The sequence below is a fragment of the Mycobacteroides salmoniphilum genome (genome assembly GCF_004924335.1).
GTDB lineage: Bacteria > Actinomycetota > Actinomycetes > Mycobacteriales > Mycobacteriaceae > Mycobacterium > Mycobacterium salmoniphilum.
In genome coordinates, this window is sequence record NZ_CP024633.1 from 835,933 (window position 1) to 852,463 (window position 16,531).

The 16,531-nt window shown below is 64.9% G+C and carries 17 protein-coding genes; 6 read left to right on the top strand and 11 right to left on the bottom strand.

Going from position 1 to position 16,531, the window contains the following annotated elements; all coding sequences use genetic code 11:
- Positions 1-65: 65 nt before the first annotated feature.
- Positions 66-239, bottom strand: a complete 174-nt coding sequence (locus DSM43276_RS04155; protein ID WP_070950158.1) for a CsbD family protein — start codon at positions 237-239, stop codon at positions 66-68.
- Positions 240-628: 389 nt separating this feature from the next.
- On the opposite strand from DSM43276_RS04155, the gene arsC reads away from it, so the two are divergent.
- The gene (gene arsC / locus DSM43276_RS04160; RefSeq protein ID WP_078330789.1) at positions 629-970 is read left to right on the top strand and encodes an arsenate reductase (glutaredoxin); all 342 of its coding nucleotides are present in this window, start codon (positions 629-631) and stop codon (positions 968-970) included.
- An 80-nt stretch (positions 971-1,050) separates the two neighbouring features.
- Here arsC and DSM43276_RS04165 read toward each other — a convergent pair whose 3' ends face one another.
- The gene (locus DSM43276_RS04165; RefSeq protein ID WP_078330790.1) at positions 1,051-2,079 is read right to left on the bottom strand and encodes an FUSC family protein; all 1,029 of its coding nucleotides are present in this window, start codon (positions 2,077-2,079) and stop codon (positions 1,051-1,053) included.
- Positions 2,080-2,202: 123 nt separating this feature from the next.
- Here DSM43276_RS04165 and DSM43276_RS04170 point away from each other — a divergent pair, with 123 nt between their 5' ends.
- From DSM43276_RS04170 to DSM43276_RS04190, 5 genes are all read left to right on the top strand, one after another.
- Positions 2,203-3,093 carry a LysR family transcriptional regulator gene (locus DSM43276_RS04170; RefSeq protein ID WP_078330791.1) on the top strand — a complete coding sequence of 297 codons (891 nt, stop codon included), beginning with the start codon at positions 2,203-2,205 and terminating at the stop codon, positions 3,091-3,093.
- A gap of 156 nt (positions 3,094-3,249) precedes the next feature.
- Positions 3,250-4,434, top strand: coding sequence for an NAD-dependent formate dehydrogenase (locus DSM43276_RS04175; protein WP_078330799.1), 1,185 nt, complete (start codon positions 3,250-3,252; stop codon positions 4,432-4,434).
- Between the two features lie 155 nt (positions 4,435-4,589).
- Entirely contained in the window at positions 4,590-4,964 is a 375-nt protein-coding gene (locus tag DSM43276_RS04180; protein ID WP_078330800.1) for a DUF4345 family protein, read from the top strand.
- 103 nt (positions 4,965-5,067) lie between these two features.
- On the top strand, positions 5,068-5,337 hold the full coding sequence (locus tag DSM43276_RS04185) for a hypothetical protein (protein ID WP_234803085.1): 270 nt from the start codon (positions 5,068-5,070) through the stop codon (positions 5,335-5,337).
- Positions 5,338-5,415: 78 nt separating this feature from the next.
- Positions 5,416-6,696 carry an acetyl-CoA C-acyltransferase gene (locus DSM43276_RS04190; protein WP_078330793.1) on the top strand — a complete coding sequence of 427 codons (1,281 nt, stop codon included), beginning with the start codon at positions 5,416-5,418 and terminating at the stop codon, positions 6,694-6,696.
- Between the two features lie 65 nt (positions 6,697-6,761).
- Here the strand turns inward: DSM43276_RS04190 and DSM43276_RS04195 are convergent, their stop codons facing one another.
- The 9 genes from DSM43276_RS04195 to DSM43276_RS04235 are packed head-to-tail and all read right to left on the bottom strand — an operon-like array spanning position 6,762 to position 16,530.
- Positions 6,762-7,559: a mannan-binding protein gene (locus tag DSM43276_RS04195; protein WP_109556234.1), complete on the bottom strand. Its 798-nt coding sequence runs from the start codon at positions 7,557-7,559 to the stop codon at positions 6,762-6,764.
- Positions 7,560-7,577: 18 nt separating this feature from the next.
- Positions 7,578-8,255: a YfgM family protein gene (locus DSM43276_RS04200; protein ID WP_078330794.1), complete on the bottom strand. Its 678-nt coding sequence runs from the start codon at positions 8,253-8,255 to the stop codon at positions 7,578-7,580.
- A gap of 37 nt (positions 8,256-8,292) precedes the next feature.
- Positions 8,293-9,543, bottom strand: a complete 1,251-nt coding sequence (locus tag DSM43276_RS04205) for an MlaD family protein (RefSeq protein ID WP_078330795.1) — start codon at positions 9,541-9,543, stop codon at positions 8,293-8,295.
- Positions 9,540-10,883 (bottom strand): MlaD family protein, encoded by a 1,344-nt coding sequence (locus tag DSM43276_RS04210; protein ID WP_078330796.1) that lies wholly within the window; start codon positions 10,881-10,883, stop codon positions 9,540-9,542. The genes DSM43276_RS04205 and DSM43276_RS04210 overlap by 4 nt, the downstream gene beginning before the upstream one ends.
- A complete protein-coding gene (locus tag DSM43276_RS04215) occupies positions 10,883-12,013 on the bottom strand; it encodes an MCE family protein (protein ID WP_078330797.1) in 1,131 nt (376 codons plus the stop codon). Before DSM43276_RS04215 ends, DSM43276_RS04210 begins: the two co-directional genes overlap by 1 nt.
- On the bottom strand, positions 12,010-13,056 hold the full coding sequence (locus DSM43276_RS04220) for an MCE family protein (RefSeq protein WP_078325000.1): 1,047 nt from the start codon (positions 13,054-13,056) through the stop codon (positions 12,010-12,012). Before DSM43276_RS04220 ends, DSM43276_RS04215 begins: the two co-directional genes overlap by 4 nt.
- Positions 13,049-14,107, bottom strand: a complete 1,059-nt coding sequence (locus tag DSM43276_RS04225; protein ID WP_078330798.1) for an MlaD family protein — start codon at positions 14,105-14,107, stop codon at positions 13,049-13,051. Before DSM43276_RS04225 ends, DSM43276_RS04220 begins: the two co-directional genes overlap by 8 nt.
- Positions 14,104-15,672 (bottom strand): MlaD family protein, encoded by a 1,569-nt coding sequence (locus tag DSM43276_RS04230; RefSeq protein ID WP_169053034.1) that lies wholly within the window; start codon positions 15,670-15,672, stop codon positions 14,104-14,106. Before DSM43276_RS04230 ends, DSM43276_RS04225 begins: the two co-directional genes overlap by 4 nt.
- Positions 15,673-16,530 (bottom strand): MlaE family ABC transporter permease, encoded by an 858-nt coding sequence (locus DSM43276_RS04235; RefSeq protein ID WP_078296884.1) that lies wholly within the window; start codon positions 16,528-16,530, stop codon positions 15,673-15,675.
- Position 16,531 lies beyond the last annotated feature (1 nt).

Sequence of the window (16,531 nt, forward strand, 5' to 3'; positions counted from 1 at the left end):
CGGATATTCGGCGAGATGGGACGGGATCAGACCTGGTTGCACGCCTGGTCGGTCCGGCCCGCAGCTCAATGTCTGAACGCGTCTTTGACCTTCTCTCCTGCTTGTTTGGCGTTGCCCTTGAACTGATCTACGTGCCCCTCGGCGCGCAGGCGGTTGTTGCCGGTGGTGCGGCCGAGGTATTTCTTGACGGCGCCTGCTGCCACTTGGGCTTTGTAGGTGATCTTCTTGCCGATGCTCATCTGGCGATTCCTTCGGTTCGGTGATCGTGAGCCGCGACGGCGGCGGACGTGGGTCGCTGGGTGTGATGCGTAGTCGCAGGAATCGCCATGTTCTTCAACGACTTTGATGGGCGAAGGACGGTCATGGCAGACCTCGGGCGTACGCACGTTCGTCGGTAGCGTTGGGTTGCGGAGCGAATGCTCCCGGAACTTCGCGGCGGACGGCGAAATTCTTCCCAGACCAGCTGAAATGCCCAGCTACCTCAGATGTTACGCCACCTTGGGCCTTCTGCACAGAGACGGATTCCGCCGACGAAGTGTTCGGAAGCTGCGGTGGGCGCATTCCCACAGTTGGCGTCCGGCAGGCGTTTCACGGTCGAATTGTCGGTAACGCTATGTAAGTTGAAGCTGTGGACGCGACGATTTACCACAATCCCCGGTGCACGAAGTCCCGTCAGGCGTTGGCCCGGCTCGAGGAGGCGGGGGCCACCGTCACCGTCGTGAAGTACCTCGATGACGTGCCGACCAAGGCGCAGCTGAAAAAGCTGATTCACGATGCGGGTCTGACGGTGCGGGAGGCAGTGCGTACCAGTGAGGCCGAGTACAAAGACCTCCGCCTGGCGGATGCGTCCGACGACGTCTTGCTCGAGGCCATGGTCGCGCACCCTCGCTTGATTCAGCGTCCCTTCGTGGTGACCTCGAAGGGTACCCGGATGGCGCGCCCCACTGAGGCTGTCGACGAGATCCTCTAGTTCGGCAGATGTCCTGATTCCGAGCAGATTTGGCACGTAGCTGCAGGTTCCACCCGGCCGGCCAGGGATCTGGCGGGGCCCTAACGGCCCCTGGTGCCCTGCCTGCCCACCAGCGCGGCGGCGGACACCCCGGCCGCGACGCCAATCAGGGTGTCGAGACCGCGGTACAGCATGAGGGTGAACGGGTCTGTCGGGTCGGCCAATTCGGTCATCAGCATCACCAGCGGGGTGAAGAAGCCGACCGCCAGCGCATAGTGGCGCGCCATAAACAGCTCGGTGGGGAACAGCAGCGCTATCACCAGCGCGCCCACGGCGACGGGCGGAAGCCCCAGGGCCAGAAGTGCTCCGGTGAGCATCAGGCCCGCCATGGTTCCCACGGTGCGGTGTCCGGCGCGTGCCAGCACCCTTGATACGTCTCGATTCGACGGCCGCCCGGGGTCGATGGCGGCCAATGGCACCGCGGCGGCGGCCATCGCCCAGTTGGCGTGGTCGAAGCCCAGCAGCAGTCCTGTCCCTCCGGCTGCGGAGACAGCGAGTGCGTATCGCAGTGCATGGGTACCGGTGTCCGGCGGCAGGCGAAGGTGTCGCACGCGCGGTGTCGAGATCTCGCGGGGCGACCCGATGAGGCCAATCAGGACCGACAGCGATGCCGCCGCTACGCACAGTCCAAGGGCGCCCCACGGGGCCACCAGGTCGGCCGGAACGGTGGCGGTGGCACCGATCGCGAAGAGGAAGAAGAACGGACCTGCCGGCCGCAGACGTAGCGTGTCGGCCACCACCGAGCCTACCGTCGCGAATGTCACCTCCACCGCTACCAGCACCCAGGTACTGGCATGCAGCGACGAAAGCATCACTCCGAGAGCGACTCCCGCGGACAGTAGGGCGCCCGCCTGAATCTGGTGGCGGGCGCGGCGCCAGCCAGATTCGGCGCGGCCGTAGATCCCGGCGAAGGAGCCGAAGACGATGTACACCAGTAGCTCGGGCCGGCCCATGGCCAGCAATAGCGCACCAGGTAGGGCCAGACCCGCTGCCACCCGCAGTGCGTGCCAGTGGTCCTGCCGGTCCGGCCGGGCGCCTATCCCGGGGCGTGTCCTCGCGGATGCGTCCACGGATGTTCTCCCAACCTCGGTGGTGTCGATGGGGACCAGTGTGTGAGCGCACCGGTGCGCCTGTCCAAGAGACATTGCCGCTGAGGCGATAGGCAGCACCGATCGCTAGTGGTAGAACGAGTCATGCAGTTCCGTCAGCTTGAGTATTTCGTGGCCTTGGCACGGGAACGACACTTCGCTCGGGCGGCTTCTGCGTGCTATGTGTCCCAGCCGGCGCTTTCGGAGGCAATCCGCAAGCTCGAACACGAGCTGGGTGTTCCGCTGGTACTGCGCGGATCGAACTTTGAGGGCCTGACTCCGGAGGGGGAGCGCCTGGTCCTTTGGGCACGAAGGATTCTGGCGGACCGTGACGCACTGGAGCACGAGGTGACGGCGCTGCGCAGCGGACTCACCGGTGAACTGCGGTTGGGGGTGGTGCCCGGTGCGGCCACCCGCGTCGCGCTCATGGCCGATGCCTTCTGCGCCGAACACCCACTGGTGCGGGTACGGATCGAATCCAGCCTGCGATCCGCGGAGATCCTGGACCGGATCCGCCGGTTCGAACTCGATGCGGGTGTGGTCTACGACGATGGGCTGCAGACCGAAGGACTCGAGCTGACTCGACTGTACGAGGAGCGATACGTGCTGGTGGCGGGTGAAGGGATGTTGCGTGATGCTCTCGACCCGATCGACTGGTCGGAGGCGCTGAGTCTGCCGATGTGCTTGTTGCACCAGGGTATGCGTGATCGCGATCGGATCGACGAGGCGGCCGCCGAGCATGGTCTGGTGGTGTCGCCCCGCCTGGAGGCTGACTCTGTCGCGACGCTGCTGGCCCTCGTTGGCACCGGCCGCTGGGCGGCGATTGTCGCGCGGACCTGGTTCGCCACCGTGCCTGCGCCGACAGGCACGCGAGTCGTGGAGCTGCAGGCGCCGACACTCGGTTCGCCGGTGGCCCTGGTGCGCGCCGCGGGTGAGCCCGCATCGCTCCTGGCACGCGCGCTGGCGGAGACAGCAGCACCGCTCGACCAGCCCTGATCGGCTCCGCCTATTGGGCGGTCGGAACTTGGTCTTGGACACCCCGCCCCCGCGCGCCGGACACTGAGGATACGTCGATAAGGACGCATCGGAGTGCTGAAAAGCAATCTGCATCAACAGAACTGGCGGCCAACTGACCGCCGCGGAGGAGTGGTCATGGCGAAGATCTTGTGTGTGCTCTACCCCGATCCGGTGACGGGCTATCCGCCCGTGTACGCCCGGGACTCGATCCCGGTCATCGGCGACTACCCCGACGGGCAGAGCCTGCCGACCCCGTCAGCCATCGATTTCAACCCGGGTGAACTGCTCGGGTGTGTATCCGGGGAACTCGGCCTGCGCCGCTACTTGGAGGGGCAGGGGCACGAGCTGGTAGTCACCTCCGACAAGGACGGGCCGGACTCGGTGTTCGAGAAGGAGCTGCCCGACGCTGATGTGGTGATTTCCCAGCCCTTCTGGCCCGCGTATCTCAGTGCGGAGCGGATCGCCAAGGCGCCCAAGCTGAAGTTGGCTTTGACGGCTGGTATCGGCTCGGACCATGTCGATCTGGATGCCGCCATCAAGGCGGGTATCACCGTCGCCGAGGTGACGTACTGCAACAGCATCAGCGTCGCCGAGCACGCCGTCATGCAGATCCTGGCGTTGGTGCGCAACTACCTGCCGTCGCACCAGTGGGTCGTCGATGGCGGCTGGAACATCGCCGACAGCGTCGAACGGGCCTACGACCTCGAGGGCTTTGACGTCGGCATCATCGCGGCCGGACGTATCGGTCAAGCCGTCATGCATCGGCTCAAGCCGTTCGATGTGCGCCTGCACTACTTCGACACCCGTCGGCTGCCTGCCGACGTTGAGCAGGAGCTCGGCCTGACCTACCACCCGGATGTGCAGTCTCTGGTCGGCTCCGTGGACATCGTCGACATCCACGCCCCGCTGCACCCGCAGACCTATCACCTGTTCGACGCGAACCTGATCAACTCCATGCGCCGCGGCTCGTACATCGTGAACACCGCACGTGCCGAGATCATGGTGCGCGATGCGGTGGTCGACGCCCTGCGCAGCGGACAGCTCGCCGGGTATGCCGGGGATGTTTGGTACCCGCAGCCACCGGCCCCCGATCACCCGTGGCGCACCATGCCCCACGAGGCGATGACCCCGCATGTCTCCGGCACGACGTTGTCGGCACAGGCCAGGTACGCCGCAGGCACCCGGGAAATCCTCGAAGACTTCTTCGAGGGGCGGCCCATCCGTGACGAGTACCTGATCGTCGAGGGAGGCCAGCTGGCCGGCACCGGAGCCAAGTCCTACACCGCGGATGGCTCGGCCAGCCCCGGCGCGGGCACCTAAACGCCCAAGAGAAAGCCATGAGACCGCTGTCGGGGACTGATTCCTCGACAGCGGTCTGGGGCCCGACACACCTCAGCAACAGTTGGCATGGATCCGGCGGGATCTGGCATCGATTGGCAGTGTCAGGACCGGCGCATCCTGGCACCATCGCCTTCATGAGCCACAACACAACACTGCGCAAAGCGGCAGCCGGGTTCTACGCGGGAATCGGCGTCTTCGCCCTCGTGAAACCCGCGCTGGTGCCCCAGATGTTCGGCGGCGACGCGCCGACCAGCGAGTCACGCACCGAGATTCGCGCCGTGTACGGAGGCATCCCGTTGGCCTTCGCGCTGGCCCTGGCGCGGGCTGGGGACGATAGCCCGCGATCCGCCGGTCTACGTGCCACGGTGCGTTATGCCAGTTATGGCATGGGGCTCACGCGATTGGTGTCGGGCGGGTTTGAACGACGGGTGCGACCGTGGCCCACAGGGCTTTTCGCGGCGCTGGAGGTGGCCGCGGGTGTGGCTCTTTCCGAGCGATCGAATACCTGACGATATGAGTCTCAATAGAGCACTACGAGGAATTGCGGTCGGACGCGTCGCTTCGGGAGTTGTCGGTTTGGCGGTCCCGCAATTGATGGCACGATGGAGCCGGGTGCCGGCTACCCCTGAGTTGTCCTATGTGACAAGGGTCTTTGGTGCACGCGCGATAGCCCTGGGTGTGGGTTACCTGACGTGTCCCGAGTCGGAGCGGCCGCGGTGGCAGCGACTGGCCCTGATGGTGGACACCCTCGACACCACACACGGTGTCGCTCATGTGCTGCGCGGGGATCTGCCGCGACCGGCGGCGGTCTTCTGGGCGACCTTCACCGGCAGCTTCATGGTGCTGGGTGCGTCCAAGCTTGCGAGGGACTTAGCGTCCTGACCGGTGCGATCAATGCCAATATTTACGCTCGCGCTACCCGCGTAAACGGGCAACTGACTCGCGAGTAAGCTCGCCGCCATGACCGCTCATGCCAAGCGCCGCGCCGTCATCGTCGCGGGCGCGCGCACTCCATTCGTCCGGGCCTTCGGGGACTTCACCCGCATCGACACCATCGCACTGGCCGACGAGGCTGTGCGTGGTCTGCTCGATAACACCAAGATCTCCTCCCATGAGATCGAGGCCATCGTGTGGGGCGGTGTCATCCTGCCGGCGGGTGCGCCAAACATCGCTCGCGAGATCGCGCTCGATCTGAAGCTTGGCCACGGCGTCGAGGGACACACCGTCACCCGCGCGTGCGCGTCCGGTCTGCAGGCCATCACCACCGCGGCCGCCGCGATCGAGCGCGGCGAGTACGACGTGATGATCGCCGGTGGCTCCGATTCCACCTCCAATGCCGGAGTCAACTTGCCGCAGAAGCTCATTCACGCCGCGGCCCCGCTCGCCCTGGGCAAGCCCAAGCCGAAGGACTACCTCGACGCCGCACTGAGCCTGGCGCCCTTCACCGGACTGCTGCCGCGCCGACCCAAGATCGAAGAGCGGACCACCGGTGAGGTGATGGGGGAGTCGGCCGACAAGATGGCCAAGATCCACGGCATCACCCGTGAGGCGCAGGACGAGTTCGCGGTGCGCTCGCACCGTCGCGCGGCCGCCGCCATCAAGTCGGGACGCTTCGATCGTGAGGTGGTGCCCGTCAACGGCGTCACCCGCGATGGACTGGTCCGCGAGAACACCAGTGTGGAGAAGCTCGCGACGCTGAAGCCGGTCTTCAACCGCGACGGCACGGTGACCGCCGGTAACGCCAGTCCGCTGACCGATGGCGCTGCCGCGGTGCTGCTGATGAGCGAGGAGAAGGCGCGTGCTCTCGGTCTGCAGCCGTTGGCCGCGTTCCGGTCCTGGAGCTACGTCAGCGTCGATCCCGCCGACGAGGTGCTCATCGGACCGGCCATCTCGATGCCGCGGGCGCTGGAAAAGGCGGGACTAACCCTCGCCGACGTCGACTACATCGACATCCACGAGGCCTTTGCCGCACAGACCCTTTCGGTGCTGGAGGCCCTCGGCTCCAAGAAGTGGGCGGCCGAGCGGCTGGGGCGCTCGGAGGCCGTAGGCACGCCCGATATCGACAAGGTCAATGTGCACGGCGGCTCGGTGTCGATCGGTCACCCGTTTGGTGCCACCGGCGCCCGCATGGTCACCACCATGGCCAATGAGTTGGCGCTCACCGGGAAAAGCACTGCGCTGCTGGGCATTTGCGCGGCCGGCGGCCACGGCGCCAGCGCTGTGCTCGAACGCGTGGAGTAATCCAGAAAACGGAAAATGCCCGCCTACAAGCGTTGTCGCTCGTAGGCGGGCATTTCCGTTGCGTTCTAGCCTCCGTACCCGGGCTTCAGGATCGGTGCGATGGCGCCGATCGGAATATGCGCCTCGACGCTGCCGCCGTCCATCGAGTACACCCGCTGGCCGGGGGAGTAGTCGATCGGATAGTCATGCGCCACGGGGTAATCCGGCATGTAGATGATCAGCTCGTCCGGTGTCAGCGCCCACGCCTTGTACGCACCGGAATACACCTTGTCCGGGGTCCAGCGGTCGGGTGTGAACGGGTAGGTCTGCGGGGTGTGCCCCGGCGCCGACCGGTCCAGAGCTTCGATGATGAACGGCTCGGCGATCGGCGGGATGGCGTTCAAATCGCCACCCTTAAGAATGTCGGCGAGCGTGATGCGCTTACCGCCGTCGTAGTTGAAGGTCCGGTAGGCGTTGTTCACCTGCGGGCCATTGGCGTGGTAATCCTCGTGAAACACGATGGACGTGGTGCTGCCGTGGTTGAAGATCTGGAAGTTCTCCTCGCCATAGCTGTCCTGAATCATGTCAGCGCCCTTGGCTTTCCAGTTGTTGTACAGATTGCGCAGGTAGTCACGGATGGCGGGGTTGCTGTCCACCAACTCGGGGATGGCGACCTTGATATCGCGATCTGCCTTACGCGGCGAGCTCACCACCGTGTGGCAGTAGAGCCCGTCGAAGTTGCCGCCGAGTTCGCCGCAGAAGGACTGCGCCGAGGCTGACGCCAACGGCGCGCTACTGATGGCCGCGCTGATTACCAGGGCAGCGGCTGCCCCTCCCGTAACCCCTCGGGCTGCCCGCCCGGTGAAGAGCTTAGAAATCCGCATGATGACCTTTCCGGCGGTTTACAGGTACTCCAGCTTGCTCGCTAGCCAACGGCCATCGATCTTTTCCATGGTGATCTTCATCCGGCTACGGTCGATCCGCGGATCGGGCCGCTGGGTGTTGGTGATGCTCTGATCGACCATCATCAGCAGCACGACCTTGTCCGGAGACTTGTATTGGATCGCCGAGTTGACGACCTTGCCGTGCGCGGCGGCCTTGTTGTCGACCAGCAGCTGGCGCAGCTGCACGCTGGCCTTGGTGAACTCGTTCTTGAGATCACCGGTTGATCCGTTGAGGATCTGCCGGAAGTTCTCGTCCACGCTGCTGGTGTCGATGCTGGTCAGGATCTCCGTGTAGGGCACGGCGATGGCCTGTGCCTGCTCGCCGGCCGCGTCGATCTGGTGCTGCTGCCAGACCTTCCAGCCCACGACACCCGAGAACACGAGAGCGCCCACCAGGATTGCCGCGACGGCCCCGATGACGGCGTAGCGTACCCACGTCACTGCTGACGGCGAGCTCTCCTCGTCGTCAAGGCTGGGAGCATCCGAATCAGACACAGCTGTCGATTCGGCATCGTCGGTCTCGTCGGTGTCGGTCGAGTCGGTCTCCGCAGCAGTGTCCGCGGCTTCCTTCTCGTCGACCTTTTCCGTGTCGGCGTCGCTTGTGGAGTCGACGTCTTCTTTGGTCATAGCGACCACGGTAGTAGCTCCTTGAATCTGATTCGCAGGTCAGGCGTCAACGCGGGGGTTCGATCGGCAGTGTCGGTCCACCATAGGTGGTCGGTACCTGGAACCGGCCCTTCGGTGTCGGATCGGACTTCTTCTCCATGTCGGCGCCCATCGGCGGCCCGGCGGTGTCGTCCCCTGCTGGTCGTGGCGCATTCTTGGCGCCACGGATCAGGACCGCCGGATCCTGGTCCGCGCAGTAGTTGGCGTAGAGGAACGGTTCGGGGTAGTCGGCGGCCGACAGCGGCAGCCGTGGCGTCGGGTAGTCGCACACGTAGCGCGGGTACAGATCGGCGGTGGCCCAGATGCCGCCGTCATGCATGATGCTCATCAGTGCGTCGAACACCGAGGCCCGGTAGTTGGGGAACAGCGCGTTAAGGGCGGGAACACGCAGGTAGAGCAGCCGTGAGGCGGTCGCCAGGTTGCCCAGCAGGGTCACCATGGTGTCCGAGTTGTCCGCGAACAGGTTGTCCACCGCGCCCAGGGTCTTCGGGGTCTGATCCACCAGGGTGCGGTAGCCGTTCTGCATCTTCTCGATACCGCGCAGTGTCCGGCCCAGTTCGTTCGCGGTGGACTTGATACCGGAGTTCTTGTCGGCCGCCAGGGTCAGCACCACCCGGCTGGTCTTGAGGAGGCTGGTGGTCTCCGGGAGCACCGAATCGAGGGTGCTCAGCAGGAAGGTGCCACCGTCGATGATCTCGGTGAGCTTGCGCGGCCCCTCCTTGCTCAGGCTCAGTTCCTTCTTGATGAGCTCGAGTTTCTTGGGATCTATCTGCGCGAGCAGGCCGTCCGCGTCGGCGAGCAGCTTGGCCAGCGTCACGGGCACCGTGGCGCCCTCGGAGATCACGGCGCCGTCCTTGAGGAACGGACCCTGATCCGAGACACCCTCGAAGTTGATGTACTGCTCGCCGGCGGGAGACAGGCCGGTGACGCGCACCTTGGCGGTGACGGGGATCTTGTACTTCGACTGGATCTCGGCGACCGCGTCGACACCCTGCTGGGTGATCGCCAGCGATTGCACCGTGCCGATCTTCACGCCGCGCAGCGCGACGTCCTGGTTGGGCAGCAGACCGCCCGATTCGGGAAGCTGCACCTTGACGCGGTAGGTACCCGAGAACGGGCTGATGCGCAGGGCGCCGACGGTGAGGTAGGCGATCGCGATCAGCAGCACCGATGCCAGCGCGATGCCCGAGAGCACCATCTTCTTGCGGTGCCCGGCACGAACGGTGCCGACGATGCCATTGGCGAGAGCGTTGATCACTGGCCCATCACCTCCGGTCCGGGAGCGGGGCCAGGCGCGGGAGCGGGCACCGGTCCGGGTACGCCTTGAGCGGGAGCCGACGCGGGCTCGGCCTGCCCGGGAGGCGGTACCTGAGCACCCGGGTTGGACGTCGCCGGCGGGGCGGCTCCGGGCGGCGGGCCCGGCACGCGTTCGATCACACCCGGCTCGGTCGGGCTCGGCCGCATCGGCACGTCATCGCCGTACACACCCTTGCCCACGACGCGTTCCTGCAGGCGCCACAGCGTGTACTTGAAGGAACCGACCAGCTGGGCCCAGTTGTAGCGTTTGGGCCCATGCGAGCCGACGTCGCCCTTGAATCCGGCATCGGGGATCGACCCCAGGACCAACCGGTCGATGCTGACACGCACCGAAATCGCATTGCTGGGCGTGGATTTGATGAGCGTGGTGATCTGCCGGTTGAGGCCGTTGATATCGACTGTCGGATCCTGCGCGATGTCGTTCCACGACTTGGCGATCGTGTTCGCGTCCTTGATGAGGCTGTGTCCGCTGGTATCGGTGCCCGCGATCGACGGGAATTTCTGCAGCTGCTTGGTGGTGGCGCCGATCTGGAGAACCAGCTGCGAGAGCTGCGCGGTGTTGGCGGCGAGCGCCTCGGTGGCCGGATCGGCCTCTTTCACGATGTCGGCGAGCGTCTGATTCTTGGTGTCCAGCTGGTCGGCCAACTGCGCGGTCTGGGTGAGCGCATCGGAGATTTGTGCGGATCGCGTATTCAACGTTCCCAGTAGACGATTGGAGTCCTTGATCAGATCGCCGAACGCCTGGCCCTGATCGCCGGTCGCCTTACCGAACCCATTGATGACGTTGGTCAGGTTGCGCACCGCTCCTCCGTTGGAGACGAGCGCCGCCGAGCTGAGCACGGATTCCACCGTCGCCGCGGCCATCGTCGAATCAAGGCCGATGGTGTCGCCCTCCCTGAGTGCTGGCGAGTCCGACGTCGCACCGGCTGGGGGGCGAATCGAGACGAAGACATCACCGAGCGGTGTGGCGGAACGCAACTCGGCGGTGCTGCCCTTGGGGAGACGGACTCCGTGGATGATGCGCAATGTGGTGATGGCGGTGTAGTTGCTCACCCGCATGTCGTCGACCTGGCCGACGTCCGCGCCTGCCAGCTTCACCTTGGCGTTGTTCGGGAGATTCAGGATGTTCGAGAACAGGGCCGTCAGGTGGTAGCCGCCCGATCCGACGCCGGGGGCGGGCAGCGGTAGGTCGCCCAGGCCGTTGGTTCCGCATCCCGACAGCACGGTGGCAGCCAGCAGCGTTGCCGTGCCCGCCGCTGCCAGTCGCTTGCGTGTAGCCATCACTTTTGCCCCATCGCCGCGAGCCCGTCGAGCACGTAGGAGAGGCCGAAATCGGGCCCGTAGTCCTGCAATGTGCCTGTGCTGCAGCCCAGTTGGCGCAGCCCCATCAGGTTGCAGATCTCCTTGGCTGTCTGACTCTCGAACAGCAGCTTGTCGGTGAGGAACCGTGCACGCAGCGACCCGTTGTCCTGGTCGATGATGTTGTACAGGTTCTCCACGGCCAGCGGCGCGAGGTCGAGGGTCTCCGCGAGTTCACGCTGGTTGTCCGAGACCGTCTTCAGGGCCGTGTTGCCGTTGAGGACCGCGGCCTTGATGTGGTCGCGGTTGGCCTCCAGGAGGTCACCGGCCTGTTTGACCAGATCATTGAGCTTGCGGCCGGTGTTACCGGTTCCGAGCGCCTCGTCGTCAATGACGCTGCTGAGCTGGTGAATGGTGGTGGAGAACTCGCGCAGCTTCCCGTCGTTGGTGGCCGCGGCGTCGAACAGTGAGCTGACATTCTTGATGATGGTGGTCATCTGCTCGCGGGTGGTGACGCCGCCTTCGGAGCTGAGCCGCAGTGCTTTCGACAGTTCGTCAAGGCCTGACTTGATCTTGTCGCCGTTGCCGTCGGCGACTCCGGCGGCCGCATTGATGATGTCGCCCACTGGCCCCTGGCCGTTGCCGTCGCCCTTGAGCGATACCGACAACTTGTCGAGCATGCCCAGCACCCGGTCGAACTCCACCGGTGTCTTGGTCTTGTCCAGCCCGATGGTGTCGCCGTCGTTGAGCGTCGGCCCCCCGCGGTAAGGCGGGGACAGTTCGACCTGGCGGTCGGTCAGGATCGATGTGGAGAGGGTGACGGCCTGCACGTCGACGGGAACCTTGACGTCCTTGTCGACGGTGAACTCCACGTCGACATACCCCGAGCGGGGCGTGATCTTGGTGATTGTGCCGACCGGCATACCCAGCACCGCAACAACATTCGACTCGTAAAGCCCGGAGGCATTATCGAACTGGGCGGTCAGCGTGATGTGATCCAACTGGGACTTCACGTAGTACGCGCCCGCGCCGACAATCGCCGCGGCCACGACAGCGATCGCCGCGATGACGGCGATGGCTTTGCCTCTTCCGGCACTCTTGCCGCTACTCATTTGCAGTCCTTGAAGTACTGGATCATGCCGAATTGCTTGGCCCGCCCGCTGATTGCGCACATCCAGGAGTCGACCGCCAGGCCGTTGGGTGCGTTGAACTCGATGGCGTTACCGGTGCCGGTGGCATTGGTCACGCCGCGCAGCGCGACGGGTGCGACCTGCAGGATGTTGCGCAGCAGGTCGTCGTGCTGGCCGAGCATGTCCGTGAGCTGATGCAGCGTCTTGAGCATGTCGTCGAGCTGCGGCCGGTTCTTGATGACGATCTTGCTGAGCTGCTCGACCAGGTTGGTGAGCGACTGCATCATCGCGTGGAAGGTGCCACGGCGGACCACGAATTCACCGATCAGGCTCTGGCCCTGGTTGATCAGGGTGCCGATGCCCTGCTGCTGATGATGCAGCGTGTTGGTGACCTTCTCGGTGCTCTTGAGCAGCGTGCCCAGCTGGTCGCGTCGTTCCGCGATGATCCCCGAGAGGGTCTGGATGTTCTCCATGGCCTGGGGGACGACCTCGGGCAGCCCGTCGAGCTGCTTGCCCAGAATGCTCAACGACTGCGCCACCTTGTCGAAATCGACTTGGTCAAAGGTGTTTGTTATGTCCTTCAGAGTCGCCTGCAAGTCGTAGGGGACCTCCGTGTGGGCGAGGTCAATTGTCTTGTTGGGCAACGATCCCGGCCCTTCGGGGCGCAGGTCCAGGTACCGGGAACCGAGGATGGTGGTCACCCGTATCGCGGCCTTGGTGTCCTTGCCCAGCTTCACGTCATCACTGATCGAGAGCTTGGCCTCGACGTGATCACCCATCAGCTTCATGCCGGTGACCGTTCCGAGTGGGATGCCCGCCACGGTGATCGGCTGACCCGTCCGCAATGACGCGGCCTGTACGAATTCAGCGGTGTAGGTGGTGTAGCCGAAGCCAATGGCCTTGACGAGCAGCATCCCGCCGACCAGCGCGCCGATCACGGCGATAGCGATGAACCCGAGCCACGTCTTGTTGTAGGTCTCGACCGGCCGGTTCTTGATCTTCTGCCATCTTGTCTGCTCAGCCATCGGCCAGGTTCCTGCATCGCGGGGTGTGCTGGGTGACGTTGCCCGGGGTCGCCGCATTGACGATGATCGGTACCACGTCGTTGAGGCCCGGGAAGAAGCCGGTGATATTCAGGTCGCAGATGTAGGCGTTGCCGTACGCGCCGTCGCCGGTGATGCGGGCCAGGCCCTTGAGCAGCAGCGGCAGGTTACCGCCGAGGAAGGCCAGCTTCGGCTCGATCGCAACCATGTGCTTGGCGAAACCGGGCTGGCGAGTGATGAGCTCGTCGAGCGACGGGTAGACCTCGTCGGTGATCTTCGATAACCGTCGCAGGGTCTGCGCCAGTGAGCCCACCGAGTCGACCAGCTCCGGACGGCGAGAGTCGAAGTCCGCCACCACTTTTCTGGTGTTGGTGATGGCCTTGTCGAGACTGTCGTTCTGCTGGGCCAGGTTGCCCGTCACCGTGCTCAAGCTGGTGATCACGTTGCCCAGCACCTGGTCGCGGCCCGCGAATGTCTTTGTCAACGTGGAGGTTTGGTCGACCAGAGAAGTGATCGAGGCCTGGTCGCCCTGCAGCGACTGAATGACACCCTTGGTGAGGTTGTCGGCCTGCTCGGGTGAGAGTGTGCTGAACAGCGGCTCGTATCCATTGAGCAGCGTGGTCACGTCGAAGGACGGATCTGTGCGTTCCAGCGGAATCGTGGACCCGGCGGCGAGCACATTCGTGTCACCCGTCTTGCCCAGCGACAGGCCCAGATACCGCTGACCGACGATGTTCTGATAGGTCACCGAGGCAAGGGTGTTGCCATAGAGCTTCTGGTCGTTCTGCACGACGAAGTTGACCTTGGCCTGGTTGTTGTTGACCAGCTCGATCTTTTCCACACGCCCCACGCGCACACCGGCCATGCGTACGTCGTCGCCGTCGCGCAACCCGTACACATCGGTGAAGACCGCCGAATAGGCCGTGGTCCCGCCCGCCACATCACGGCGCAACGTGGCATACACCAGCCACGTCAACACCATCGCGATCGCCATGAAGACGACGAGCGCGATCAACGGACCGCGGAACTTCATCTGGATCCTTCCTTCGCGAGCGAGACCGTGGTGCCCCGCACAACCGGGCCGAGCAGCAGCTGGGTAGAGGAGCTAGCAGGCTTGTCGGTGATGACACTGAGCTGAGCGCGTTCCACCGTGCTGCCCACCGGGCCCACAGTTCCGCCGAACGATGCCGGGGCGATCGGTGCGCCTCCGCCGTCGTGTGCGCCGGGGGCAACCGGCGCGGCGGGTAGCGGTGGCGGTGGCGCGGGAGGTGGTTCCACATTGTCGGGATCCGCGGTCCCGGGGACGCGCGGCACCGGCACCGACTGCCACGGTGGCAGCGGCGGGTTCGGGTCCGTCAGGTTCGGGCCGCCGGGCGGCACCACGTACGGCGGGCCGACCGCGATCAGATTTCCGTTGGGGCCCACCACAGTTCCGCGCGGTGGCTGCAGGTCCGGGGGCACCTTGTAGTTCTGTGGCAGCAGTTCCTCGGGTAGGTCAGGACGTACCACGAGCTCGGGTGCGGTGAAGCAGCTCGGACCCTTGAGCTCGCCGTACCGCGGGCAGTCCGCCCGCGTGTAGCTGTATCCCGGGGTCAGGGACAGGTTCACCCGCATGTTGCCGGTGTCGACATCGGACAGCCACGGATTCTCGAACCACCGCTGACTCATCTGAGTGATCTTCTGGAAGATCATCTGGAACTTGCTTGCGTTGTTCGCGAACGTGCCGAGGACGGGCGTGATCTCGGTGGTGATGCCGATCAGCTGATCGGTGTGGTTGTCGAAGGCCTGCCGGGTGGTGCCCACCGTGGTCAGGCCGCCGTTGATCAGGCTGGTCAGCTGCTCGCGCTGCTCGACAAAGGTCTGCATCGGCTTGACTGCCTGGTGCAGCGAGTCGAGCAGCTCGGGTGCGGTCTGCTTGAGGCCCTCGGTGGCATCGAGCAGAGCCTTCACGGTGGACGGGCCGGTGTCGGTCACCACAATGTCGTTGAGCTGGGTGATGAGGCGGTTCAGCTGTGCACCGCCGGTGAGTAGCTTGACGCGGCGGTTGTCGGTCGCGGCTCCCAGGGCGGCCAGGATGCCGGTGGAGTGGTCGTCGCGGCCACGCCCGGTCGCGGTGAGAACATCGCGCAGCTTGCTCACCGTGGTCTGGAACAGAACGGTTGGCAGCTGAGTGTCCTCGGCGATGTGCGCACCCGCACGAATGGGAGCACCGGGCCCTCGATCCACCAGCTGCACCGACGAGACCGCGAACACGTTGCTGGGGACCACGCGGGCGGTGGCGGTGGCGGGGATGGACTTGGCGTACACCGGCTTGAGGTTGATGTGCACGAAGTTGGGCTGGCCGTTGGCGGCCGGCGTCACACCGTCCACCTCGCCGACGAGAACGCCGTGGTACTTCACATCGGATTTCTGCGGCAGGCCGTCGCCGACATTGTTGAGGTCGGCAACCACGCGAATGAAATCGTTCAGACGTCCCGTGGACTTCAGCATCATGAGACCGGTGACCAGTGCGGCCACCACGATCATGGCGACGCCGGTACCCAGCAGGAGCTTCTCGGACGGGCCACGGCCATCCGTCTCAAAGGAATTGGCTGCCATCTAGCCACCCAACCTCGCACCGGCATCGACGCTCCAGAGCGCCATGGTGAGCAGCATGTTGACGATGATCACGATCGTGATCGCGGCGCGTATGGCGTGCCCAGCAGCTACGCCCACGCCCTCAGGGCCGCCGCTGGCGTAGAAGCCGTAGTAGCACTGGATGGTCGAGGCGAGCCACACAAAGATGATCGCTTTGATGATGGAGTAGACAATGTCGATACCGCTGACGCCGATACCGAAGTAGTGCAGGTACGAGCCGATGGATCCACCGCTCATGATGCCCACCATGATCTGGCAGGACAGGTAGCTGATGGCAAGGCATGCGACGTACAGGGGAATGGTGACGACGGTGGCCGCCATCAGCCGGGTGGTCACCAGGTAGGGGATCGGGCGGATCGCGATGGAGTCCATGGCGTCGATCTCTTCGGAGATGCGCATGGCGCCGAGTTGTGCGGTGAAGCGGCAGCCGGCCTGTACGGCGAAGGCGAGCGCGGCCATGATCGGGGCCAGTTCGCGGGTGTTCACCAGGGACGAGATGATGCCGGTCGCCGGTCCCAGGCCCAGCAGGTCCAGGAAGTTGTAGCCCTCGATGGCCACCAGTCCGCCAGCGATGATGCCGAGGACGATCATGACGCCGGCGGTACCGCCACCGACCACCAGGGAGCCGTTGCCCCAGGCGACATCGGACAGGTGCCGCAAGAACTCTTTCCGGTAGTGGCGCAGCACGATCGGGACGCCGGCGATCGCGCGGAAGAAGAAGGCGACCATGTGGCCCAGCCGGGTGATCGGCTTCTGCGCCTTGTTGTAGATCCCGACGAAGGGCCGAGCAATCGGGGGTACATAAGTTGATGCGGTCATG

Excerpts from the sequence above, each read along its gene's own strand:
- DSM43276_RS04155 (WP_070950158.1), bottom strand. The coding sequence starts at position 239 with ATGAGCATCGGCAAGAAGATCACCTACAAAGCCCAAGTGGCAGCAGGC.
- DSM43276_RS04170 (WP_078330791.1), top strand. The coding sequence starts at position 2,203 with ATGCAGTTCCGTCAGCTTGAGTATTTCGTGGCCTTGGCACGGGAACGA.
- DSM43276_RS04175 (WP_078330799.1), top strand. The coding sequence starts at position 3,250 with ATGGCGAAGATCTTGTGTGTGCTCTACCCCGATCCGGTGACGGGCTAT.
- DSM43276_RS04180 (WP_078330800.1), top strand. The coding sequence starts at position 4,590 with ATGAGCCACAACACAACACTGCGCAAAGCGGCAGCCGGGTTCTACGCG.
- DSM43276_RS04190 (WP_078330793.1), top strand. The coding sequence starts at position 5,416 with ATGACCGCTCATGCCAAGCGCCGCGCCGTCATCGTCGCGGGCGCGCGC.
- DSM43276_RS04195 (WP_109556234.1), bottom strand. The coding sequence starts at position 7,559 with ATGCGGATTTCTAAGCTCTTCACCGGGCGGGCAGCCCGAGGGGTTACG.
- DSM43276_RS04210 (WP_078330796.1), bottom strand. The coding sequence starts at position 10,883 with ATGGCTACACGCAAGCGACTGGCAGCGGCGGGCACGGCAACGCTGCTG.
- DSM43276_RS04215 (WP_078330797.1), bottom strand. The coding sequence starts at position 12,013 with ATGAGTAGCGGCAAGAGTGCCGGAAGAGGCAAAGCCATCGCCGTCATC.
- DSM43276_RS04220 (WP_078325000.1), bottom strand. The coding sequence starts at position 13,056 with ATGGCTGAGCAGACAAGATGGCAGAAGATCAAGAACCGGCCGGTCGAG.
- DSM43276_RS04225 (WP_078330798.1), bottom strand. The coding sequence starts at position 14,107 with ATGAAGTTCCGCGGTCCGTTGATCGCGCTCGTCGTCTTCATGGCGATC.
- DSM43276_RS04230 (WP_169053034.1), bottom strand. The coding sequence starts at position 15,672 with ATGGCAGCCAATTCCTTTGAGACGGATGGCCGTGGCCCGTCCGAGAAG.
- DSM43276_RS04235 (WP_078296884.1), bottom strand. The coding sequence starts at position 16,530 with ATGACCGCATCAACTTATGTACCCCCGATTGCTCGGCCCTTCGTCGGG.